Below are 23,789 nucleotides of genomic sequence, written 5' to 3' on the forward strand. Positions count from 1 at the left end.
CCGACAATGGCGGCCCGCCTATTTCGGCCGCGACACGATCTCGATCATCTGGCCCTCGTCGGCGTCGGGCGCATGGGCCTTCGCCTTTTCGTAGGCGGCGAGCGCGGCGCGGCTGACGGGTACTCCGGGCAGCAAGGTCTCGGCGAGCCGCACGGCGTAGTCGGCATCCTTGTGGCGCAGCGCCGCGGTGAAGGAGGCGCCGGAGAAGTTGCGGTCGATCATCCGTTTGCTGTGGCGGATCACCTGCGGGCTTGCCACCGCGCCGGTCGCCAGCGCCTCGGCGACCAATTGCATGTCGAGGCCCGCCTGCTCGGCAATCGCCACGCCCTCGGCGAGGCTTGCGATCTGCACCGCGCCGATCAGGTTGTTGATCAGCTTGAACACGGTGCCGGTGCCGACGGGGCCGAAATGCCGGATCGTGCTGCCGATCGGCGCGAGATAGGGCTGCGCGCGTTCGAGATCGGCCGGATCAGCGCCCACTAGCAGCGTCAGCTTGCCGGCGGCCGCCGCCTCCGGCAGGCCGGTGACCGGACAATCGATGTAGATCAGGCTGCGGCTGTTGAGCTCGCGCGCCATCTCCAGCGTGTGCTGGTATGAGACCGTGGAGCATTCGATCGCGAGCGTACCGGCCTTCATGTTGGCGGCAGCGCCGTCCTTGGTCAGCCAGACCGCGCGCGAGGCCTCGTCGTCGGCGACCATGGTCACCACCGCATCGGCGTCGATCGCGGCATCCTCCGGCGAGGTCGCCCACAGCGCGCCGCGGGCAATCAGGTCCGCGGCCTTGGCCCTACTCCGGTTCCACACGGCGACCGTGAAGCCGGCATCGAGGTAACGGCCGGCCATGCCATGGCCCATGCGTCCCAATCCGATGAAAGCGACGCGCGGCATGGGCTAATCCACATCTTCGACGGATCCTGGCCCGGTGCCGAAGGCACGCTGCGCCAAGGTCGCCGCCATGAATTCATCGAGGTCGCCATCGAGCACCCCCGACGTGTCGGAGGTCTGCACACCGGTGCGCAGGTCCTTCACCATCTGATACGGCTGCAACACGTAGGAGCGGATCTGGTGACCCCAGCCGATGTCGGTCTTGGCGGCCTGATCGGCAGCAGCCTGCTCCTCGCGCTTCTTCAGCTCGATCTCATAGAGCCGCGCGCGCAGCATGTCCCAGGCCTGCGCCCGGTTCTTGTGCTGGGAGCGGCCGGCCTGGCAGACCACGGCGATGCCGGTCGGAATATGGGTGAGGCGCACCGCCGATTCGGTCTTGTTGACGTGCTGACCGCCGGCGCCGCCCGACCGCATGGTGTCGGTGCGGACATCGGACTCCTTGATCTCGATCTTGATGGAGTCGTCGATCACGGGGAAGATCTGCACCGACGAGAACGAGGTGTGCCGCCGCGCGTTGGAATCGAACGGCGAGATGCGCACCAGGCGATGCACGCCGGCCTCGGTCTTCAACCAGCCATAGGCGTTGTGGCCACTGATCTGGATGGTGGCTGACTTGATGCCGGCCTCTTCGCCCTGGGACTCTTCGAGGAACTCGATCTTGAAGCCGTGCTTCTCCGCCCAGCGCGTGTACATGCGCAGCAGCATCTGCGCCCAGTCCTGGCTCTCGGTGCCGCCGGCGCCGGCATGGACTTCGAGATAGGAATCGAACTTGTCGGCCTCGCCCGACAGCAGCGCCTCCAGCTCGCGCCGGGCGACCTCCTTCTTGAGATCCTTGAGCGCCTTCTCGGCCTCGGCGACCACGCCCTCATCGTTCTCGGCCTCGCCGAGCTCGATCATGCCGATATTGTCCTCGAGCTCGCGCTCGACCTTGCCGATGCCTGAGAGCGCGTCCTCCAGTGAGGTACGCTCCTGCATCAGCCGCTGGGCCTTCTGGGGATCGTTCCAGAGATTGGGGTCTTCTGCGAGCTTGTTCAGCTCAGCGAGGCGTGCCGTCGATTGTTCGACGTCAAAGATGCCTCCTCAGCAGCCCGACTGACTGCTTGATCTCTTCAACAAGGCGTTCGATTTCCGCGCGCATGGTCTTTCAGGTGTTGGCTAAAAAGGTTCCGGGGGATGTAGCGACCGGCGCGGCAAAGCGCAATCGACTTGGCCGCACTATCCCGGCGATTTGGCCGGATCGACCGCTAGTAAAGCCCCCCGGTTCCCGGACGCATGAAGAAGCCGCCATCCGGCTGCGCCCCATTCTGCGACGGCTGCGGGCCAGGCGCAGGGCCGCGCCCATCGGCATCGGCGACGCCGATGACCGAATAGTTCTCCGGCGGCGCGGTGCCCGGCTTGAAGGCTTCGAGGATGGTGTTGCCGCCGTCGCCGGGACCGGCGCGCATGCCGGTCTTGGCGTCGACGCGGATCAGCTTGATGCCGGCCGGAACCTTGAACGGCGTCGGCGGCTTGTCGGCGAGCGCAAGCTTGAGGAAATCGCGGGCGATAGGCGCGGCGACGTGGCCACCGGTGGCGGCGCGGCCGAGATTGCGCGGCTTGTCGTAGCCCATGTAGACGCCGACTGCGAGATCGGGCGAGAAGCCGACGAACCAGACGTCCTTCTCGTCGTTGGTGGTGCCGGTCTTGCCGGCGATCGGCTTGCCGACCTCCTTCACGACGGTCGCGGTGCCACGCTGGACCACGCCTTCCATCATCTCGGTGATCTGGTAGGCGGTCATCGGATCGAGCACCTGTTCGCGGCGGTCGACGAGCTGCGGCTCCGGCTGGCTCTTCCAGCCCCCGGGCGCGTCGCAGCCGCGGCATTCGCGGGTGTCGTGCTTGAAAATGGTATGCCCGTAGCGATCCTGGATGCGATCGATCAGCGTCGGCTTCACCCGGCGGCCGCCATTGGCGAACATCGAATAGGCCGTGACCATGCGCATCACGGTCGTTTCGCCGGCACCCAGCGCATACGACAGATAGTTCGGCAATTCGTCATAGACGCCAAAGCGCTTGGCGTATTCGCCGACCAGCGGCATGCCGATGTCCTGCGCGAGCCGCACCGTCACGGTGTTGAGCGAGCGCTGCAACGCGTTGCGCAGCGTGGTCGGGCCGTAATATTTGCCGGTCGAATAGTTTTCCGGACGCCACACGCCGGCGCCCTGCCCCTGATCGATCTCGATCGGCGCGTCGATCACGGTGGTCGACGGCGTATAGCCATTGTCCAGCGCCGACGAGTACACGATCGGCTTGAACGACGAACCCGGCTGCCGGTAGGCTTGCGTCGCGCGGTTGAACTGGCTCTGGTCGAACGAGAAGCCGCCGACCATCGCGAGCACGCGGCCGGTCCACGGATCCATCGCCACCATGGCGCCGGACACTTCAGGCAATTGCCGCAGGCGATACTGGCCTTCGACCGCGTTGCCGTCCTTGGTCACCAGCGGATCGGCGTAGATCACGTCGCCGGGCTGCAGCACCTGCGAAACGGCGGTCGGCGCCTTGCCCTTGGTCTTGGCCCAGCGCACGCCGTCCATCGTGATGATGCCGGTCTGCCGCTCCTTGCTGACCGCGCCGCCGAGCTCGCGACCCGGCTGGAAGCCGATCCGCGCCGACTGATCGCTGGTCTCGAGCACGACAGCCATCCGCCACGGCGAGATGTCGGACAGCGACTTCACGTCGGCGAGCTTGACGCCCCAGTCACCGGAAATGTCGAGCTTGTGCAGCGCCCCGCGCCAACCCTGCGCCTCGTCGTAATTGACGAGCCCCGCCACCATGGTCTTGCGCGCCATCACCTGGATCTTGGGATCGAGCGTGGTGCGCACCGACAGGCCGCCCTCGTAGAGCTTCTTTTCGCCGTAGCGCTCGAAGATGTCGCGGCGGACTTCCTCGGCGAAATATTCGCCGGCGAAGATGTGCGCGCCGTTCGAGCGGCTGGTGACGTTGAGCGGGTCCTTGCGCGCCTTGTCGGCGTCGGCCTGCTTGATCCAGCCGTTCTCCAGCAGACGATCGATCACATAGTTGCGGCGCTCGATCGCGCGGTCACGGTTGCGCACCGGATGCAGCGCCGCCGGCGCTTTCGGCAGCGCAGCGAGATAGGATGCCTCCGCGATCGTCAGCTCGTTGACCGACTTGTCGAAATAGACCAGCGACGCCGCCGCGATGCCGTAGGCACCGAGGCCGAGATAGATCTCGTTCAGATAGAGCTCGAGGATGCGGTCCTTGGAATAGGCGCGCTCGATGCGCATCGCCAGCAAGGCTTCCTTGATCTTACGGCTGAACGAGACCTCGTTGGTGAGCAGGAAGTTCTTCGCGACCTGCTGGGTGATGGTCGAGGCGCCCTGCGGGCGGCGGTTCGAGCCGTAGTTCTGCGCATAAAGGATGGCAGCGCGCGCCATGCCCTGATAGTCGATGCCACCGTGCTCGTAGAAGTTCTTGTCTTCGGCGGCGAGGAAGGCGTTGATCACGAGCTTCGGCACCGCCTGGATCGGCAGATAGAGCCGGCGCTCCTTGGAGTATTCGCCAAGCAGCGCGCCGTCGGTGGCATGCACGCGGGTCATCACCGGCGGCTCATAGTCCTGCAGCTGCGAGTAGTCGGGCAAATCCTTGGAGAAATGCCAGATGGCGCCAGCGACGGCGGCGACACCGACCAGGAACACGACGGTTCCGGCGGCGAACAAGAAACCCATAAACCGCACGAGCAGGCGCATTATCGACGTTCCGTTCCTACCCTCCGGCGCTCAGCCATCAGAAGCGCCTGTCCAAAAGTGCGAGAGCCTCACACAACGAAGCCTTGGCCCAGCGAGCCACCTTGCGCACGCGAGTATACAAGAGCCGCCGGACAATATGGTCGATTCTGCGGACCTGCGGTCCATTGTCTATACCGTCGCGGCTGTGGCCAAACTAGGGCTTCGGCGCAGCGGCCCCGGCTTTTCAGCGAGCCGATTTCACTTTGCCGACCCAGCAGTTGCCAGCCGTTTGGCGAAGAACGTGTCGATCGCCTGCACCATCGAGCCGACCGCCTTGTTCCGCCAGCTCTCGGAGACCAGGTGCTCGAGGTCCCCCTTGTTGGAGACGTAGCCGATCTCGACCAGCACGGACGGCACGTCGGGCGCCTTCAGCACCCGGAAGCCGGCCGATTTGAGCGGATGCTTGTGCATCCGCACCGTGGTCTTCATCTCGTCCATCAGAAGACGGGCGAAGCGATTGGAGAACGTCTTGGTTTCGCGCTGCGCGAGGTCGATCAGGATGTCGGCGACCTCGGTCGGCTCGTCGGTCAGGTTCACGCCGGCAATGGCGTCAGCCTTGTTTTCTGCCTCGGCCAGCCGTTCGGCCTCGGCGTCGGAGGCCTTGTCCGACACCGTGTAGATCGTGGCGCCTTGGGCATCGCCCTCGCGGCGCGGCAGGGCGTCGGCGTGGATCGAGACGAACAGCGCCGCGGACTGGGAGCGCGCGATCTTCACCCGATCGTTGAGCGGAATGAAGGTGTCGTCGGACCTCGTCATGACCACCCGATACTTGCCCGACTTCTCGATCCGGTCGCGCAGGGCAAGGCCAAAGCCCAGCACCAGGTTCTTCTCGGTCTGGTCGCCGGATTGCGTGCCGTTGTCGATGCCGCCGTGACCGGGATCGATCACGATCAGCGGGCGCGCGTCGGTGACCGCGACCGGCGGCAGCGCCGCCGAGGTGACGGCCGGAATGGTGGCGGTGGTGGATTCGGAAATCGCCGGTTTCGATTCGGGCCGGCTCGCGGGCGCCAGCGACTGCACGAAGCTGGTGCGGTCGACCTCCTCGAAGTCCAGCACCAGCCGCGGCGGCTGGCCGTTGGCGGCGTCGAGCACGTAGGAATTGGCGATCTTCACCGGTCCGGTCAGGTCGAACACGATCCGCGAGCCGCCGGGCATCACGAGGCCATAGCGGAACGCCTTCACCAGGCCCCGCCCCGCCGAGCCGGTGCCGGCCGCGAGCTGAAAATCGACCTGCGGGATATCGACCACGACGCGGTAGGGGTCAGCCAGCGGGAAGGCGCGAAACTCGATCTTGCGGTCGAGGTCGAGGATGAATCGGGTCTGCTTGGCGTCGCCGGCGAGCCTGGCGCCGGATGCGACCGGGAAATTCGGGGCGCTCGCGGCCGGTGGTGCCGGCGGGCCGTTCTGCGGTCCCTCGGCGGCGCTCGGGGCGCCGGCAATGGCAAACACCGATGCTGCGGCGCACAACAGCCCGCATCCCAGAAAAACAAGGTGTTTTGCGCGGTTCGCCACCCGATTCGTAGCCTCCCAGCTGCTTCTTACCGCATTAGAACCACACGGTTAATCGCCCCCTAATGACGCTCCGGTGAAAAGAACCGAGTGTTGCGGCGGCGTGACGCTTCCCTTGCACGCGGCGGTCAATCCACGTATGTACGAGGTGCTGACGGCTAGTACTCCCGGTTGTGTCGCGTTCAGCCTCCCGGTGCAGCGGTGGAACCTTCCCGATCGAAGATCCCGCCGTGTTTTTCCGGTCCCTCCCCAGCCAGCGCCGCGCGCGGCTGACACGGAGTGGCGGATTCAAGCCCGAGCGGCGTCCGGTCCCAGGCACACTCCCTCGCCAGAGGGACGGTTTGAGACAAGGCATAACCGATTATCCGGTCCCTTGGGGCCTCGATATGCGATGGCCGGCAGGCGCTTCGGCGCCAGACGGGGCTTTCAGCAAAAGATACGGCGGTATTTTTCGCCGCCAACATGTTTAGACGGGCCGACGCTTAATGCGCCAGACTGCATTGCCGACCAGGATCCCCCGAATGATCGCGCTGACGCGAGGTGAAAACTTCGCCCGTCGCATCATCCCGGTGAGTTCCCGTCCGGCGCTGCGCCGCGAGATGCGTTTCGGCCTTCCCCTCACCCCCGAATCAGGTGGACCGTCGCGTCACCGGGCGGCGCAGTTTGCGCGCGCCATGATCCGCGCCCGCCGCCGTCAAGAGCTCCAAAATGCCCAACAAGATGTTGATCGATGCCACCCACCCGGAAGAGACCCGGGTCGTTGTGGTCCGTGGCAATCGCGTCGAAGAGTTTGATTTCGAGACCGCCCAGCGCAAACAGCTGCGCGGCAACATTTATCTCGCCAAGGTTACGCGCGTAGAGCCGTCGCTGCAGGCCGCCTTCATCGAGTATGGCGGCAACCGGCATGGCTTCCTGGCCTTCAGCGAAATCCATCCCGACTATTACCAGATCCCGGTCGCCGACCGTCAGGCGCTGATCGAGGCCGACGAGCGCGCCCATCGCGAGGCCGAGGAAGAGCACGAGAACCGCGGCCATCGCCGCCGGTCGCGCCATCGCAACGCCCGTCGGCGCGGCCATGGCGAGCGCGTCCAGAGCGAGGTGATCGAGGGGGCGAACGACACGCAGGCGCTGCCCACCATCGAGGCCCACGAACATCCCGTCGATGCCGAGCATCATGAGCAAGATGCCGGGCACCACGATCACGGCGTGGTCGCCCACGAAGGCCACGAGCATGAGGAGCATGATCATGCGCATCACGAGGACCATGAGCATGACCACGACGATCATGGCCACCACGATCATGGTCACGACGACCATCACGACCACGATCATGCACATGATCACGACCACGCCCCCGAGGTGAGCGAGGCGGCGGTTGCCGACGCCCCGTCCGACCCCGTCGTTGCTGTGGTCGAAGCCTCCGCCGCGTCGGCCGCGCCCGAGACCGTCGAGACGGTCGAGGTCAATCATGAGCCCGAGCGCGCCCATGAGGAGCAGATCGAGGAAAACGCCGCGCATGCCGACGACGCGCCGCATGTGGCGTCCGACGAGGTTCACGCCGCCGCCGATGAGCACGCGGTCGCCGAATACGGCGCGCTCGCCGAGGTGGTCGCGCCAGAGACCGGGCCTGGCGACGAGGCCGGCGAAGATGACGAAGAGGATGACGGCGAGGAAGGCGAGGAAGAGGACGTCGTCGAGTCGGTCGGCGGCGACGATGTGCTCGAGGAGGTTCCGGAGCGCCCGTTCCGTCCGCGCCGCCAGTACAAGATCCAGGAAGTGATCAAGCGCCGGCAGGTGATGCTGGTGCAGGTCGTCAAGGAAGAGCGCGGCAACAAGGGCGCCGCGCTGACCACCTATCTGTCGCTCGCCGGCCGCTACGCCGTGCTGATGCCCAACACCGCGCGCGGCGGCGGCATCAGCCGCAAGATCACCTCCGCCCAGGACCGTTCGCGGCTGAAGGAAGTGGTGCAGGATCTCGACGTGCCCGAGGGCATGGGGATCATCCTGCGCACCGCCGGCGCCTCCCGCAGCAAGCCGGAGATCAAGCGCGACTTCGAATACCTGATCCGGATGTGGGAAACGGTGCGCGACCTGACGCTGAAGTCGCAGGCGCCGACGCTGGTCTACGAAGAAGGCTCGCTGATCAAGCGCTCGCTGCGCGACCTCTACAACAAGGAGATCGACGAGATCCAGGTGGCGGGCGAAGCCGGCTACCGTGAAGCGCGCGACTTCATGAAGATGCTGATGCCGGCCAATGTGCGGGCGGTGAAGCAATATCGCGACGGCCAGCCGCTGTTCTCGCGCATGGGCGTCGAAAGCCAGCTCGACGCGATGTTCTCGCCGACCGTGCAGTTGCGCTCCGGCGGCTACATCGTGATCAACCAGACCGAGGCGCTGGTCTCGATCGACGTCAACTCCGGACGGGCGACGCGCGAGCACCATATCGAGGACACTGCGCTCAAGACCAATCTGGAAGCGGCGGAAGAAGTCGCGCGCCAATTGCGCCTGCGTGACCTCGCCGGCCTGATCGTCATCGACTTCATCGACATGGACGAGAAGCGCAACAACCGCGCGGTCGAGCGCAAGCTGTCCGACTGCCTGCGCCAGGACCGTGCGCGGATCCAGGTCGGCCGCATCTCGCATTTCGGCCTCTTGGAAATGTCGCGCCAGCGCATCCGCGCCAGCGTGCTCGAAAGCTCGACGGAGCCCTGCCCGCAATGCGGCGGAAGCGGTCACGTCCGCTCGGTCTCATCGGTGGCGCTGCAGCTGTTGCGCGGCATCGAGGAAATCCTGATGAAGGGCGCGACCCACAATCTGGTGGTCCGCACCCGCACCGACGTCGCGCTCTACGTGCTCAATCACAAGCGCGGTCATCTGCGCGACCTCGAAGACTCCTTCCGGGTTTCGCTGTCGATCGTCGCGGACGCCACGGTGCACGGCCAGCAGTCCTACATCATCGACCGCGGCGAACAGGTGCATACGCTCGAAGCGGCCAAGGCGCTGCTCGCTGCGCAGGCTGCCGCTGCGCCGGCCCAGGCCGAAGAGGCCGATGACGAGGAAGAGCTGTTCGAATACGAGGCCGAGATCGAGACCGACGAGACCGAAGGCCTCGCCGACGAGCGGGCGGCCGGTGATGAAGCAGGCTCCGCCGAGGGCGAAGGCGACGGTCAGCGCCGCAAGCGGCGCCGCCGGCGTCGCGGCCGCGGCGGCAGCGAGGCGCGTGAAGGCGCCCAGCAGCCGCGCGAGGACGGCGATCTCATGCATGTCCTGCCCGAAGGCACCGAGGCGGTTGCTGCCGCCGAAGCCGAAGGTGATGAGGACGAAGGCGACGAGCAGCAGGGCGTTGCCCGCGACGACCAGGCCGGCAATGGCGATCGCCGTCCGCGGCGCCGCGGGCGCCGTGGCGGCCGCCGCCGGCGCGGCGGTGGCGGACCGGATGACGGTCTCGCCGGATCGATCTCCGATGAGTTGAGCCCGGCGGCGACGTCGGAGGCCTCCGACGCAGTCGCCGATTTCGATAGTCATGATGCGGAGCCGGCTCCCTCGCTGGCGCAGCCCGAACTGGTCGCCGAGCCGCCGGAGTGGCAGCCGACCGAGGTCGCACCCGTCGAGCCGGTCGCGGCACCCGAGCCCGAAACCGCCGCGGCGTCTGCAGCCGAGGACACGGCTGCCGAAGGCGACCGCGCGCAGCGCCGCCGCTCGACGGTGCGCGAAAAGGTCAACTTCGCGTCGAGCCCACTGCCCGAGGCATCAGCGGCGCTGGTTCAGAGCCCCGCGGAGGAAGCCCCTGAGCCGGCCGCGGCTGCTCCAGAGCCGGCACCGGCCGCTGCGGCCGAGGCTCCGGCCCGCAAGGGCTGGTGGTCGCGCCGCTTCGGCGGCGGCAACTAGCGCCACCTGCAAGTCAAAACGCCCGGTTCACGCCGGGCGTTTTTGTTGAACAGGCAATCCGTTCGTCAGACGCCGGCGTAACGGAGCCTGACGGAGACGGATCCCAATGCAAAGCGCGATCGTTCTTGGCGGCGGCATGGTGGGCGTCAGCACGGCGCTGCATCTGCAGCGTCGCGGCTGGTCGGTGACGCTCGTCGACCGCAGGGAACCAGGCCGCGAAACCAGCTACGGCAATGCCGGCATCATTCAGAGCGAGGCGGTGCGGCCCTACCCGATGCCGCGCGATCCTGCCGTCCTTGCCAGGATCGCGATGGGACGCACCAACGACGTGCGCTATCGCCTGGCGTCGCTGCCGCAGCACGCCGGTCCGCTGCTGCGCTATTGGTGGAACTCGACGCCCGAGCGGCACCGCGAAGCGACCCTCGCCTGGGCGCGCCTGATCGCCTACGCCACCGCCGAGCATGACACGCTGATCCGCGATGCCCATGCCGATAATCTGATCCGCCGCGCCGGCTATCGCCTGCTGCATCGCGACCCGGCCGCGCTCGAACAGGCCATTGCGATCGCCGAGGAGAACCAGCGTGACTTCGGCGTGACGTTTCGCGTGCTTGACGGCCGCGAGCTCGCCAAGGCGGAGCCGTTGCTGCGCGACGACCTGCCCGGCGCCATTCACTGGCTTGGGCCCTGGACCGTGTCGGACCCCGGCGGGCTTGTTTCCGCCTATGCCGGACTGTTCGAGCACCTCGGCGGCAAGCTGCTGCGCGGCGACGCCCAGACGCTGACGGAGACGACGTCCGGCTGGTCGGTCGACACCAGTGGCGGCCGGATCGATGCCGCCCACGTCGTGGTCACGCTCGGCCCGTGGTCACCGCAATTGCTGCGCAAGTTCGGCTACCGGATCCCGCTGGTACGCAAGCGCGGCTACCACATGCACTACCAGGGCGGCCGCTCGCTCGACCTGCCGCTGGTCGACACTGCAAATGGCTACGCGATGGCGCCGATGGCCAAGGGCATCCGCATCACCACCGGCGCGGAGCTGACCAGTCCCGACGCACCGGCGACGCCGATCCAGCTCGGCTACGCCGAAGCGGCGGCGCGCGAGCTGATCGAGATCGGCAGCCGCGTCGAGCCCGAACCGTGGTTCGGCACCCGCCCCTGCACAACCGACATGCTGCCGGTGCTCGGGCCGGTGCCGCGGCATCGCGGGCTGTGGGTGAATTTCGGCCACGGCCATCAGGGCTTCACGCTCGGCCCCGCGACCGCGCGGGTGCTGGCCGAAACGATGAACGGCGAGGCATCCGCGGTGGACACCTCGCCGTATCGGCTGGACCGGTTCTAACTAAGGAGAACTAGTCCGTCGTCAACGCGGTCTCCATGTCGGTTGGGTCGACCTGTTTGGCGAGATTGGCATTGAGCTTGTCGCGGTCGAGCTCGCCCTCCCACCAGGCGACGATCACGCAAGCCACGCCGTTGCCGCACAGATTGGTCAGCGCGCGGCACTCGCTCATGAACTTGTCGATGCCGAGCACGATCGCCATGCCCGGCACCAGCCGCGGATCGACCACCGCAAGCGTCGCCGCCAGCGTGATGAAGCCGGCACCGGTGATGCCGGAGGCACCCTTCGAGGTCAGCATCGCCACGATCAGGATGGTGATCTGCTGGCTGAAGGTGAGATCGAAGCCCAGCGCCTGTGCGATGAACAGGGTCGCCAACGTCATGTAGATGTTGGTGCCGTCGAGGTTGAACGAATAGCCCGTGGGCACCACGAGGCCGACCACCGATTTCGAGCAGCCGAGACGTTCGAGCTTCTCCATCAATGATGGCAGCGCGCTCTCGGAGGACGAGGTGCCGAGCACGATCAGGAGCTCGTCCTTGATGTAGGCCAGGAACTTGAAGATCGAGAACCCGGCGATCCGCGCGATGATGCCGAGCACCACGAACACGAACAACGCGGCGGTCAGATAGAACGTCGCGATCAGCCCCATCAGGTTGAGGATCGCGCCGGTGCCGAACTTGCCGATGGTGAAGGCCATCGCGCCGAATGCGCCGATCGGCGCCGCCCGCATCACGATCGAGATGACGCCGAACACCGCATGCGCGGCGTCGTCGATGAACGAGCGGATGGTGTGGCCGCGCTCGCCAAGGCCCATGATCGCGAAGCCGAACAGCACCGAGAACAGCAGCACCTGAAGGATCTCGCCCTGCGCGAATGCGCCGACCACTGTGTCCGGAATGATGTGCAGCACGAAGTCGACGCTCTTCTGCGCCTCCGCCTGCTTGGCATAGCCGGCGACCGCCTGCGCGTTCGCCGCCGCATTGCCGAAGCCGGCGCCAGGCCTGACCAGATTGCCGACGAGCAATCCGATCACCAGCGCGAAGGTCGAGACGACCTCGAAATACACCAGCGCCTTGACACCGATGCGGCCGACCTTCTTGGCATCTTGTATATGGGCGATGCCCGATACCACGGTGCAGAAGATGATCGGCGCGATCACCATCTTGATCAGCTTGATGAAGCCGTCACCGAGCGCCTTGATCCACTCGTTGGTGGCAAGGCCCGGCCACAACCAGCCGACCAATGCGCCGAGCACGATCGCGATCAGGACCTGGACATAGAGAACTTTATACCACGGCTTGCTGCCGGCGCTCGCCGGCGCAGCCGTGACAACGGTTGCCGTTGCCATGTGTCACTCCCCCTCAGAAATGGCGGAAACAGCCAAGATCAACTTGGCGGTTCAAGTCAAATGGAACTGTGTGGGCCCTGCCGCTTATCCGCGATGATCCGCCCGCCACAGTGCCGGCGAAACCACGGCACTGCGCTGCGAAACCGATCCGAAAGGCAAAGCGAACGCCGGAAGGCTCTTGATGGCTCTTGGAGTTTGAAGGCTCCTGGAGTTCGCGGGCTATTTAAGCCAATGCGCGATCCGTGCAACTGCTTCCTGCATCTCCGCGGCCGAGCGTGCATAGGAAAAACGGATGAAGGCGCCGCCGTGGATCGGATCGAAATCGACGCCGGGGGTCGCCGCGACATGCGCCTTCTCGAGCATCTCGCTGGCGAAGGCGAAGCTGTCCGAGGTGAAGTCGGAGACGTCGGCGTAGAGATAGAACGCGCCGTCAGCGGGGAGGAATTTGGTCAGGCCGGCCTTCGGCAGCCCTTCGATCAGGATGCGGCGGTTCTCCTGATAGCCGCGCTTGATCGCCTCCATCTCCTCGCGGCCTTCGAACGCCGCTTCGGCCGCGATCTGCGACAGGGTCGGCACCGAGATCGACAGGTTCTGCTGCAGCCGCTCGATCGGCCGCACCAGCACGTCGGGCACCACCATCCAGCCGACACGCCAGCCGGTCATGCAGAAGTACTTCGAGAACGAGTTGATCACGAGCGCGTTCGGCGACAGCTCTGCGGCCGTCACCGCAGGAAACGCATAGTCGAGCCCGTGATAGATCTCGTCGGAGATGAAGCGGATGCCCGCGCTGTCGGCGGCCGCCATCAGGGTCGACAGCGCCTCGCGCGACATCATGGTGCCGGTCGGGTTGGCGGGGCTGCCGACCAGCACGCCCTTCAGCGGCGCCTTGCGATGGGCGGCGAGCAGCGCCTCGCCGGTCAGGGCATGGCGGGTGTCGCCGGAGGTTTCGATCAGCACCGGCTCGCAGCCCAGCGCGGTCAGGATATGCCGGTACGGCGGATAGCCCGGCACGGTCACGGCGACCCGGTCGCCGGGCTCGAACATCGCAAGAAACGCCAGGATGAATCCACCCGACGAGCCGGTCGTGACGATGATGCGCTCAGCGTCTACCGCGCAACCATACGTGTCGCTGTAGTGCCGGGCGATGCGTGCGCGCAGCGAGGGAATGCCAAGTGCCGAGGTGTAGTCGATCCGCCCGTCCGCAAGCGCGGCCTGCGCGGCCGCGATCGCCGGCTTCGGCGCGCCTGCGGCAGGCTGCCCCACCTCCATATGGATGACATGGCCGCCGGCGGCCTCGATTCGCGCGGCCGCCGCCATCACGTCCATCACCATGAACGGCGGAACATCGCTCCGTCCGGACGCTGTCAACAGGCTGCCTACACGGTCTCTCGGTGTCGCTTCACGCATGGATTTCTGCTATTGCACGGCCGCTGCCGAATTCGGGTTCCCGTTACCGGCTGCCGCCCCAGACTGGCCGCATTCGGTGGCTCCTTATAACGCTTTCAGGCCAAGTGAATACCCGGTTCGCGTGAAGAAGAACTGCAAAAACAACAGACTGCGCCACGCGCCAAATCCGGTCGGGCCCGGCCCCCGGACTCGCGCCGGCGCGGCCAGTCATCGCCGATAGATCGCCCATGCTGTTCCGCCTCGCGCTTCGCACCAGGACCTTCAAGCTCACCGCGCTCATGACTGCGGTTGCGCTCGCGGTCGGCCCCGTGGTCCCTGCGCGAGCCCAGCAAAAAGGCCCGCCGGTGCTGCGCGACACCGAGTCCGAGCAGCTGCTGCGCGAATACACAAGGCCGATCCTGCGCGCCGCCGGTCTGGAGAAGCAGAACATCCAGATCGTGATCATCAACGACGGCTCGTTCAACGCCTTCGTCGCCGACGGCCGGCGCATCTTCGTCAATTACGGCGCGCTGCTGCAATCGGAGACGCCGAACCAGATCATCGGCGTGCTGGCGCACGAGACCGGCCACCTCGCCGGCGGCCATCTCGCCAAGATGCGCGAGCAGCTGGCGCAAGCCCAGACCCAGATGATCATCGCGATGCTGCTCGGCGTCGGCGCGCTTGCCGCGGGTGCGGGCGGCCGCGGCGGCGGCAACGGTCTCTCCAGCGCCGGCGCCGCGGCGATCTCGGCGCCGCAAGCGGTCATTCAGCGCACGCTATTGTCCTATCAGCGCCAGCAGGAAGAAAACGCCGATCGCGCCGGCGTCAAGTTCCTGAACGCGACCGGACAGTCCGCCAAGGGCATGTACGAGACGTTCAAGCGCTTCACCGACGAGAGCCTGTTCGCCTCGCGCGGGGCTGACCCTTATCTGCAGTCGCATCCGATGCCGGTCGATCGCGTCTCCGCGCTGCAGGAACTGGCGCGCTCCAGCCCCTATTGGGACAAGAAGGACGATCCGGCGCTGCAGCTGCGCCACGACATGATGCGCGCCAAGATCTCGGGCTTCATGGAGCGGCAGGACACGGTCTACCGCCGCTATCCGCTGTCCAACACCAGCCTGCCGGCGCGCTATGCACGCGCGATCACGACCTATCTGCACGGCGATCTGCGCTCGGCGATCGCGCAGATCGACGGCTTGATCCAGGTGCAGCCCAACAATCCCTATTTCCATGAATTGCGCGGCCAGGCGCTGCTCGAAGGCGGCCGGCCGGCAGAAGCCATCGCGCCGCTGCGCCGCGCAGTGCAGCTCTCCAGCAATTCGCCGTTGATCGAGATGCTGCTCGGCCAGGCGCTGATCGCCTCGGACAACAAGGCCTACACCGACGAGGCGATCAACATGCTGCGTGCCGCGATGGCGCGCGAGCCCGAGGCGCCGCTCGGCTATACCCAGCTCGCGATGGCCTATGGCCGCAAGGGCGACTATGCCCAGGCCGACCTCGCCTCGGCGCAGGCCGCCTATCTCCGCGGCGACACCAAGACCGCCCGCGATCTTGCGTCACGCGCCAAGACGCGGTTCGCGATCGGCACGCCCGGCTGGGTCAAAGCTGACGACATTGTGAGCGCCAAGCCCATGCCGGGTCAGAAAAACAACTAGAAATAAACCGTAGTTCCATACAACGATCACCGAAACCGGCTCACGGCCCCGCCGTTTTTTTGAGCCACCGCGAACAAGGATTTTGTCATGCCAGCGCTTCGTTTTCTTGCCCCTGCCCTGCTCGCGCTCGGCGTTTGCGCCGCGCCGCTTCCGGCGTCCGCGCAGAGCTTCACCGACACCCAGCGCGGCGACATCGAGACCATCGTGCGCAACTATCTGATCGCGCACCCGGAGGTGCTCGAGGAGGCGATGAACGAGCTGAGCAAGCGGCAGGCCGCCGCCGAAGCCGAGAAGCATGAGCAGAGCGTCGCCAAGAACGCCGACACCATCTTCAATTCGCCGCGCGGCGTCATGCTCGGCAACAAGGACGGCGACGTCACCTTCGTCGAGTTCTTCGATTACAATTGTGGCTACTGCAAGCGCGCGATGTCCGACATGCTCGATTTGATGAAGGCGGATCCGAAGCTGAAGGTCGTGCTGAAGGAATTCCCGGTGCTGAGCCAGGGCTCGGTCGAGGCCGCGCAGGTCGCGGTCGCCGTGCGCATGCAGGATCCGACCGGCAAGAAGTATCTCGATTTCCACCAGAAGCTGCTCGGCGGCCGTGGCGCCGCCGACAAGGCGCGTGCGCTGGCGGTCGCCAAGGAGGTCGGTCTCGACATGGCGAAACTCGAGAAGGATATGGCGAGCCCCGAGGTGAAGGCGACCATCGAGGAGAACTTCCGACTCGCCGAATCCATGGGCATGAACGGCACACCGAGCTACGTGATCGGCAAGCAGGTCGTGATCGGCGCCGTCGGCGTCGACAACCTCAAGGAAAAGATCGGCATCGCCCGCTGCGGCAAGGCGACCTGCTGATCGCCGCTCCGACAGCGCTCATCGCGTACAAAATCCGGCTGCGATGCAGCCGGATTTTTTGTTGCCGCCACCCGAACCGATTCCGCGCGGGTCGCAACCAAGGGCCGTCACCAACGACGCAAGTCGCGCGAAGCCGAAAATATAGCGCGACCTAATCTCGAGATCGAAGAGCATTTCGGCGGCTTCAATTTCGGCGGCGGCAACGGCCAGCTCGATCATGCGGGCGCGGAGTTCGACTGGGCCTGCGGTTGAAGCAGCCGCGCATTCATCTCGCGCGTTCATCGCGCATTCACCTCAAGAACAAACCGCAAGGAACCGCAAATCAACAGGAACATCGCACATGCTCTCCCGTTGTCGGCGCGGGCAATGCTGAAAAACGAGGAGGAATTGCGATGTCTAACCGCTTTCTGATTTCGGTCGCGGCGGCGGCTTTGATCGCCGGCACCGGTTTCGCGAACGCACAGGGCGCCGGCGGCGCCAACAAGGAAACCGGGGCCGGTGGTGGTGCGACCACGCAGCAGTCTGCACCGTCCGGTGGTGCGTCATCGGGCACCATGCAGCATGACAAGAGCGGCATGAAGGGTTCCGAGCATTCGACGACCGGTGAGTCGAGCACCAAGGGTGCGGAGTCCGACAAGTCCGGCACTGCCACCAAGGGCGCGCAGGACAGTACCCAAAAGTCGAAGGGCATGAGCTCGGAGAACGAAGCGACCAAGGGCTCCAAGGAGGGCTCGAAGGACATGAAGGCCGAAGGTCGCGACAAGAGCGGCAACATGAAAGCCGAGGAGCGTGACAAGAGCGGCAAGATGAACGCCGAGGGCCGCGACAAGAGCGGTGCCGGTGCCACGACCAACCAGAACGCTCAGACCAAGAGCCCGGCCGACCCCAACCGCGCGCAGACCAACGACACGAGCCGCACGCAGACCACGACCGGTAACGCGGCAACGTCGGCCACCGCGGCTCCGCCGGCCGAGAAGCGCAGCCAGATCACGACCGCGATCAAGTCGGAGCACGTGACCGAAGCCACCAACGTCAACTTTAACGTGTCGGTCGGCACCCGCGTTCCGGCTGACGTTCACTTCTACCCGGTGCCGGAGCGGGTCGTGACGATCTACCCGCAGTGGCGCGGCTATCAGTTCATCCTGGTCAAGGGCCGCTACGTGATCGTGCAGCCTGAGACCCATGAGATCGTCTACATCATCGAGGGCTAAACCGGCCTCGGTGCGAGGGCGCCCAAACGGGCCCTCGCCTTCATCTCGACCCCGCCCCTTCGGGGCGGGGTCTTGCTTTCGGCCGCACCCCGCATCGCGCAGTGGATGGCGGGCCGGAGCGCCCGCCGAAGGCGCTTCCGCAAGATTTGGTTAATCAGCATTTTCCGCAGGTTAGGACAGTCATCTAACAGGTCGGAGGAAGTTGTTGAAGACGTTCCGATTTCACCTAAAGACTTCCCCTTCGGCCGGTTGTTACCTATAACCCGGCCCACTCCACCCCTTGTCGGACCCCCTTCGGAACCTTTGGCCGGAACCCTTAGCAGGAAACTCTGGAATGGCTGCTGCCGGAACGATCTATGTGCTGAACGGCCCGAACCTCAATCTGCTGGGGACGCGCGAGCCGGAGACCTACGGCCATGCCACCCTCGCCGATGTCGAGAAGCTGTGCGCAGACACCGCGCGCCAGTTCGGGCTGAGCGCCGACTGCCGACAGTCCAACCGCGAGGGTGAACTGATCGACTTCGTCCATGAGGCCCACGCCAAGAAGGCGGTCGGCATCATCATCAACGCCGGTGGCTACTCTCATACCTCGATCGCGCTGCATGACGCGCTGATCGCGGTCAAGATCCCCGCGGTCGAAGTTCACGTCAGCAACATCCACGCCCGCGAAAGCTTCCGGCACCACTCGTTCACTGCTAAAGCCGCCTTCGCGTCACTTTGCGGCTTCGGCATCGACGGCTACCGGCTTGCGATCATCGGCCTCGCCACCAGGATCGGCGTCAAGATCGACGCCAAGCCAAAGACTTAATCGTCAATCCTGACGTTCCCCGTCACCAGACAAAGATTTTGGATCACAGAGCATGGCGCGCCAGCCAGACGACAAATCAACCGCAAAAAAGAACGACTCCAAGAGCGACGACAGCGCCCTCATTCGCGAACTCGCGCTGCTGCTTGCGGAAACCAATCTGACCGAGATCGAGATCGAGCGTGCCGGCCTGCGTGTCCGCGTCGCGCGCAACATCAGCATCGCGGCCTCGGTGCCCGCCGCCTCCGTGGCGGGCGTTGCCGCACCGGCCGCCATTGCCGTCCCGGTGGCTGCGGCTGCGACCGATCTCGCCAAGCACCCGGGCGCCGTGCCGTCGCCGATGGTCGGCACCGCCTATTGGGCGCCCGAGCCGGGCGCCAAGCCGTTCATTGAAATCGGCACCAAGGTCTCCGCCGGCCAGACGCTTCTGATCATCGAGGCCATGAAGACGATGAACCAGATCCCGTCGCCGCGCGCGGGCACCGTGACGCAGATTCTCGTCGAGGACGGCCAGCCGGTCGAATTCGGCGAGCCGCTCGTCATCATTGAATAGCTTCCGTCAACACCAGGCGCTGCGATGTTCGACAAGATCCTCATAGCCAATCGCGGCGAGATCGCGCTTCGCGTGCTGCGCGCCTGCAAGGAGCTCGGCATCTCGACCGTCGCGGTGCATTCCACCGCCGACGCCGACGCCATGCATGTGCGGCTCGCCGACGAGAGCGTGTGCATCGGCCCGCCGCCGTCGAAGGATTCCTATCTCAACGTGCCGGCGCTGCTCGCGGCGTGCGAGATCACCGGCGCCGACGCCGTGCATCCCGGCTACGGCTTCCTGTCCGAGAACGCGCGCTTCGCCGAGATCCTCGCCGACCACAATCTGGGCTTCATCGGACCGAAGGCCGAGCACATCCGCCTGATGGGCGACAAGATCGAAGCCAAGAAGACCGCCAAGCGCCTCGGCATTCCCGTGGTGCCCGGCTCGGACGGCGCGGTGACCTCGGAGGCCGACGCGCTCGCGATCGGCAGAGACATCGGATTCCCGGTGCTGGTCAAGGCGGCGGCCGGCGGCGGCGGCCGCGGCATGAAGGTCGCCCATACTGAGGCTGACCTCGCGCTCGCGCTCTCGACCGCGGCCAACGAGGCCAAGTCGGCATTCGGCGACGCCTCGGTCTACCTGGAAAAATATCTGCAGAAGCCGCGCCACATCGAGATCCAGATTCTCGGCGACGGCCGCGGCGGCGCAATCCATCTCGGCGAGCGCGACTGCTCGCTGCAGCGCCGTCACCAGAAGGTCTGGGAGGAAGGCCCGTCGCCCGTGCTCGCGGCGGCGGCGCGCGCCAGGATCGGCGAGACCTGCGCCAAGGCGATGCGGGACATGAAATATCTCGGCGTCGGCACCATCGAATTCCTCTACGAGGACGGCGAGTTCTATTTCATCGAAATGAACACGCGCATCCAGGTCGAGCATCCCGTCACCGAAAGCATCACCGATATCGATCTCGTGCTGGAGCAGATCCGGATCGCCGCCGGCGGCGACCTTCCGGCCAAACAGGACGACATCGCGATCATCGGCCACGCCATCGAGTGCCGCATCAATGCGGAGAACCCGCAGACCTTCCGTCCCTCGCCCGGACGGATCACGCAATTCCATCCGCCTGGCGGCCTCGGCGTGCGGATCGATTCCGCCGTCTATCAGGGCTATGTGATCCCGCCCTATTACGACTCGCTGGTCGGCAAGCTGATCGTGCACGGCAAGACCCGCGGCGAATGCCTGATGCGGCTGCGCCGGGCGCTGGACGAGATGGTGGTCGACGGGATCGAGACGACGCTGCCGCTGTTCCGCGCGCTGGTGCGCGAGCCCGACATCATCGAGGGCGACTACCACATTCACTGGCTGGAGCAGTACCTCGCCGGTCAGCCGTCCGACGCCGCAAAATAGTTCGGAACTCCGTGGAACCCAGCCCTTCCTCAGACGTACTATAGGGTTATTGGCTTTCCACGGGGACGCGTTGAATCCCACTCCCATAGCGAGATCGTCGTGACGGTCGTTTCACGACGCCGATCGACGTTACAGATCCTCCTGCTGTCGGCGGGATTTTTCGTGCTGGTCGCGGTCAGCGTGGCGTCCGTCCTGCTGGTCAACAAGGCGCGCGAGGACAACGCCTGGGTGATTCACACCGTCGAGACCGACAGCCAGATTGCCAACCTGCTGCTCGACGTCAGGCGCGCCGAAAGCGCGACCAGGGCATATCTGCTGACATCAGCACCACAATACCTGTCCGAGTACCAGTCCGCGGCAGCGGGAGTCCCGGCCGCGCTCAACCATCTCCAGATGATGACCGTGGATAATCCGGCGCAGGTCGCCAATGCCGCGAAGCTCAAGGCCGCCGTCGAGCAACGGCTGGCCGAGTTCGCGCTCAGCATCGAGCGCGTCAAGAACAACGACACGGCGACCAGCGTCGACGTCCTGCGCAAGACCACATCGACCGATGCGGTCGAGGCGATCGCCCGGATCGCCCGCGACATCCGCACCGAGGAGGATCGTCTGCTGGCATTGCGCACCGCGACGGCGGACAAGACCCAGGTGCTGGCCTCCTCCGTCACGATCGCCGGCTCCTGCATGGTGCTGGCGCTCGCCGCCCTCTCGGTGGTGCTGCTGCGGCGATCGTCGCGGGCACGCGACGAGGCCGAGGCCAGGTTGCGCGACAGCAACGTCAATCTCGAAACCATCGTCGACGAGCGCACCTCCGACCTGCGCGAGGCCAACGAGGAAATCCAGCGCTTCGCCTATATCGTCAGCCACGATCTGCGCTCGCCGCTGGTCAACATCATGGGCTTCACCAGCGAGCTCGAGGAACTGCGCGGCGACATCTTCAAGCGGATCGCCACGCTCAATCGCGCCGCCTCGCTAGCGCCGGCGATGCCGGAAGACGCGACCGATGTGGCCGAGCCAGAGCTCGAAGGCTCCGACAAGCAGCTATCCGACGACTTCAATGAATCGCTCGGCTTCATCAAATCGTCGATCGCCAAGATGGATCGCCTGATCAGTGCGATCCTCAATCTCACCCGCGAGGGCCGCCGCGAGTTCAAGCCCGAACGCATCGATCTGCGCGAGCTGATCGACGGCATCGTCAAGACGATGGCTCACCAGGCCGTCGAGGCCAACGCGACCGTCGAGGTCGGCGCGCTGCCAAATATCGTCAGCGACCGCCTCGCGCTGGAGCAGATCTTCTCCAATCTGATCGACAACGCCCTCAAGTACCTCAGGAACGGCGTTCCCGGCGAGATTTCGATCGAGGGCCGCACCAAGCTCGGCTTCGCGATCTTCGAGGTCACCGACAACGGCCGCGGCATCGATCCCAAGGACCACCAGCGCATCTTCGATTTGTTCCGCCGCGCCGGAACCCAGGACAAGCCCGGTCAGGGCATCGGGCTTGCCCATGTCCGCGCACTTGTGCGCAGACTGGGCGGCACCATGTCGGTAGCATCGGAACTTCACAACGGCAGCACCTTCACGATTACGCTGCCTATCAATTGGTCAGGCAAGAACCGGGACAAAGTGACATGAGTGATCCAGTCACCATCATCATGATCGAGGACGACGAGGGCCATGCCCGCCTGATTGAGCGGAATATCCGGCGCTCGGGTGTCAACAATGAGATCATCCCGTTCACCAACGGTACAGAGGCGGTCAACTACCTGTTCGGCAAGGATGGCAGCGCCGTCGAGCGCAAGGGCCAGGCCCTGCTGATCCTGCTCGATCTCAATCTGCCCGATATGACCGGCATCGATATTCTGAGGCGGGTCAAGGAGAACAAATATCTCAAGTCGACGCCGGTGGTCGTGCTGACCACGACCGACGACTCCCAGGAGATCAAGCGTTGCTACGAGCTGGGTTGCAACGTCTACATCACCAAGCCGGTGAACTACGAAAGCTTCGCCAACGCCATTCGTCAGCTTGGCCTGTTCTTTTCCGTGATTCAGGTGCCGCCGGCTTCCGTATGACCAGCGCAACGCCGACACTGCTCTACATCGACGACGACGCGGCGCTGGCGCGCCTCGTCGAACGCGGGCTAACGCGCGCGGGTTATAAGGTCGTGCACGCCGCAAGCGGCCAGGAAGGCCTCGATCGGCTCGCCCAGGGCGGCATCGACGTCGTCGCGCTCGATCAGTACATGCCCGGCCTCGACGGGCTGGAGACGCTGGAGCAGATCCTCAAGATACCGGACGCTCCGCCGGTGGTGTTCGTCACCGCGTCGCAGGATTCGGCGATCGCCGTCACCGCACTGAAGGCCGGCGCGGCGGACTATCTGGTCAAGGACGTCAGGGGCGAGTTCATCCCCCTGCTCCAGGTCGCGGTGAACGGCGCGATCCGGCAGGCCGCGCTCCAGAAGGCGCGCGACGAGGCCGAGGCCGAGGTGCACGCCTCGCGCGACCGCTATGCCGCGCTCGCCGCAGAGCGTGAGGTTCTGCTCCGCGAGGTCAACCATCGCGTCGGCAATTCGCTGCAGATCATCGCCTCGTTGCTGCATCTGCAGGCCAACTCCTCGACCCAGCAGGATGTGAAGGCGGCGCTCACCAACGCGATGGGGCGCGTCGCGGCCGTCGCACAGGTGCACCGCCGCCTCTACACCTCGCACGACTTCAAGACGGTGATGCTCAACCAGTATCTCGAGGCACTGCTCGAGGATCTCCGGCGATCGGCCGAAGGCAACAAGATGTCGCGGCTGACCTTGAAGGCCGACCCGATCGAGATTGATCCCGACCGCGCAGTCGCGATCGGCATCATCGTCAACGAGCTGGTGATGAACGCCGTGAAGTACGCCTATCCCGACGGCGCCGGCCCGATCCATGTCGAGCTGAAGCCGCAAGGCGACGATCTGCAGCTCGCGATCAGCGACGACGGGGTCGGCTTTTCCGATAAGGCCGATCCGCGCGGCACCGGCATGGGCCAGCGGATCGTCAGCGCGATGGCAGCCAAGCTCGATGCCAGCGTCGAGCGCGACCCCGGCCACAAGGGCACCCGCTTCGTGGTGCGGTTCGCCCGCGTCAGCCCGGCGCTCGACAAATCGACAAGCGCCGCCGCCAGCTAATGCCGCCAATTTCAGCAAATTCGATTGATTTGTCCG

At 65.5% G+C, this 23,789-nt stretch carries 19 protein-coding genes; 11 read left to right on the forward strand and 8 right to left on the reverse strand.

Annotation, left to right across the window (positions count from 1 at the left end; all coding sequences use genetic code 11):
• Nucleotides 1–18: 18 nt before the first annotated feature.
• From J2R78_RS37840 to J2R78_RS45065, 5 genes are all read right to left on the reverse strand, one after another.
• Nucleotides 19–888 (reverse strand): NAD(P)-dependent oxidoreductase, encoded by an 870-nt coding sequence (locus tag J2R78_RS37840; protein ID WP_253608807.1) that lies wholly within the window; start codon nt 886–888, stop codon nt 19–21.
• 3 nt (nt 889–891) lie between these two features.
• Nucleotides 892–2,023 (reverse strand): peptide chain release factor 2 gene (prfB, locus tag J2R78_RS37845; protein WP_141342568.1). Its coding sequence is split into 2 segments (ribosomal slippage): nt 892–1,953 and nt 1,955–2,023, totalling 1,131 coding nucleotides; the frame shifts between segments, so codons are not numbered across the junction.
• A gap of 106 nt (nt 2,024–2,129) precedes the next feature.
• Entirely contained in the window at nt 2,130–4,631 is a 2,502-nt protein-coding gene (locus tag J2R78_RS37850; protein WP_253608809.1) for a penicillin-binding protein 1A, read from the reverse strand.
• A 237-nt stretch (nt 4,632–4,868) separates the two neighbouring features.
• Nucleotides 4,869–6,182 carry an N-acetylmuramoyl-L-alanine amidase gene (locus J2R78_RS37855; protein WP_253608810.1) on the reverse strand — a complete coding sequence of 438 codons (1,314 nt, stop codon included), beginning with the start codon at nt 6,180–6,182 and terminating at the stop codon, nt 4,869–4,871.
• A 615-nt stretch (nt 6,183–6,797) separates the two neighbouring features.
• Nucleotides 6,798–7,511 (reverse strand): hypothetical protein, encoded by a 714-nt coding sequence (locus tag J2R78_RS45065; RefSeq protein ID WP_309145031.1) that lies wholly within the window; start codon nt 7,509–7,511, stop codon nt 6,798–6,800.
• A gap of 75 nt (nt 7,512–7,586) precedes the next feature.
• On the opposite strand from J2R78_RS45065, the gene J2R78_RS37860 reads away from it, so the two are divergent.
• Both J2R78_RS37860 and J2R78_RS37865 read left to right on the forward strand, forming a co-directional pair.
• Nucleotides 7,587–10,067, forward strand: coding sequence for a ribonuclease E/G (locus J2R78_RS37860; protein ID WP_309145051.1), 2,481 nt, complete (start codon nt 7,587–7,589; stop codon nt 10,065–10,067).
• 106 nt (nt 10,068–10,173) lie between these two features.
• Nucleotides 10,174–11,406: an FAD-binding oxidoreductase gene (locus tag J2R78_RS37865; protein WP_253608815.1), complete on the forward strand. Its 1,233-nt coding sequence runs from the start codon at nt 10,174–10,176 to the stop codon at nt 11,404–11,406.
• A gap of 10 nt (nt 11,407–11,416) precedes the next feature.
• Here the strand turns inward: J2R78_RS37865 and J2R78_RS37870 are convergent, their stop codons facing one another.
• Nucleotides 11,417–12,751 (reverse strand): dicarboxylate/amino acid:cation symporter, encoded by a 1,335-nt coding sequence (locus J2R78_RS37870; RefSeq protein WP_057020000.1) that lies wholly within the window; start codon nt 12,749–12,751, stop codon nt 11,417–11,419.
• Nucleotides 12,752–12,970: 219 nt separating this feature from the next.
• The gene (locus J2R78_RS37875; protein WP_253608817.1) at nt 12,971–14,158 is read right to left on the reverse strand and encodes a pyridoxal phosphate-dependent aminotransferase; all 1,188 of its coding nucleotides are present in this window, start codon (nt 14,156–14,158) and stop codon (nt 12,971–12,973) included.
• 227 nt (nt 14,159–14,385) lie between these two features.
• On the opposite strand from J2R78_RS37875, the gene J2R78_RS37880 reads away from it, so the two are divergent.
• Together J2R78_RS37880 and J2R78_RS37885 are read left to right on the forward strand one after the other, a co-directional pair.
• Nucleotides 14,386–15,792: a M48 family metalloprotease gene (locus J2R78_RS37880; protein ID WP_253608818.1), complete on the forward strand. Its 1,407-nt coding sequence runs from the start codon at nt 14,386–14,388 to the stop codon at nt 15,790–15,792.
• Between the two features lie 87 nt (nt 15,793–15,879).
• A complete protein-coding gene (locus tag J2R78_RS37885; protein ID WP_016840097.1) occupies nt 15,880–16,647 on the forward strand; it encodes a DsbA family protein in 768 nt (255 codons plus the stop codon).
• 18 nt (nt 16,648–16,665) lie between these two features.
• On the opposite strand, the gene J2R78_RS37890 is transcribed toward J2R78_RS37885, so the two are convergent.
• Nucleotides 16,666–16,866 carry a hypothetical protein gene (locus J2R78_RS37890; RefSeq protein ID WP_253608819.1) on the reverse strand — a complete coding sequence of 67 codons (201 nt, stop codon included), beginning with the start codon at nt 16,864–16,866 and terminating at the stop codon, nt 16,666–16,668.
• A 173-nt stretch (nt 16,867–17,039) separates the two neighbouring features.
• Between J2R78_RS37890 and J2R78_RS37895 the strand changes: the two genes are divergently transcribed.
• The 7 genes from J2R78_RS37895 to J2R78_RS37925 all read left to right on the forward strand — a co-directional run bounded on the left by J2R78_RS37895 (nt 17,040) and on the right by J2R78_RS37925 (nt 23,753).
• Nucleotides 17,040–17,858 carry a DUF1236 domain-containing protein gene (locus J2R78_RS37895; RefSeq protein ID WP_057019995.1) on the forward strand — a complete coding sequence of 273 codons (819 nt, stop codon included), beginning with the start codon at nt 17,040–17,042 and terminating at the stop codon, nt 17,856–17,858.
• 334 nt (nt 17,859–18,192) lie between these two features.
• Nucleotides 18,193–18,666, forward strand: a complete 474-nt coding sequence (gene aroQ / locus J2R78_RS37900) for a type II 3-dehydroquinate dehydratase (protein ID WP_253608820.1) — start codon at nt 18,193–18,195, stop codon at nt 18,664–18,666.
• Between the two features lie 52 nt (nt 18,667–18,718).
• Nucleotides 18,719–19,216: an acetyl-CoA carboxylase biotin carboxyl carrier protein gene (gene accB / locus J2R78_RS37905; protein WP_253608821.1), complete on the forward strand. Its 498-nt coding sequence runs from the start codon at nt 18,719–18,721 to the stop codon at nt 19,214–19,216.
• A gap of 24 nt (nt 19,217–19,240) precedes the next feature.
• Nucleotides 19,241–20,599, forward strand: a complete 1,359-nt coding sequence (gene accC / locus J2R78_RS37910) for an acetyl-CoA carboxylase biotin carboxylase subunit (protein WP_028344933.1) — start codon at nt 19,241–19,243, stop codon at nt 20,597–20,599.
• A 99-nt stretch (nt 20,600–20,698) separates the two neighbouring features.
• Complete coding sequence (locus tag J2R78_RS37915; protein ID WP_253608822.1) at nt 20,699–22,228, forward strand: CHASE3 domain-containing protein; 1,530 nt, start codon at nt 20,699–20,701, stop codon at nt 22,226–22,228.
• The gene (locus J2R78_RS37920; RefSeq protein WP_092084305.1) at nt 22,225–22,665 is read left to right on the forward strand and encodes a response regulator; all 441 of its coding nucleotides are present in this window, start codon (nt 22,225–22,227) and stop codon (nt 22,663–22,665) included. The genes J2R78_RS37915 and J2R78_RS37920 overlap by 4 nt, the downstream gene beginning before the upstream one ends.
• Entirely contained in the window at nt 22,662–23,753 is a 1,092-nt protein-coding gene (locus J2R78_RS37925) for a sensor histidine kinase (protein WP_253608823.1), read from the forward strand. The genes J2R78_RS37920 and J2R78_RS37925 overlap by 4 nt, the downstream gene beginning before the upstream one ends.
• The last annotated feature ends 36 nt before the right edge of the window (nt 23,754–23,789 follow it).

Origin of the sequence: Bradyrhizobium sp. USDA 4538, from assembly GCF_024171045.1 — a bacterium.
GTDB lineage: Bacteria > Pseudomonadota > Alphaproteobacteria > Rhizobiales > Xanthobacteraceae > Bradyrhizobium > Bradyrhizobium australafricanum.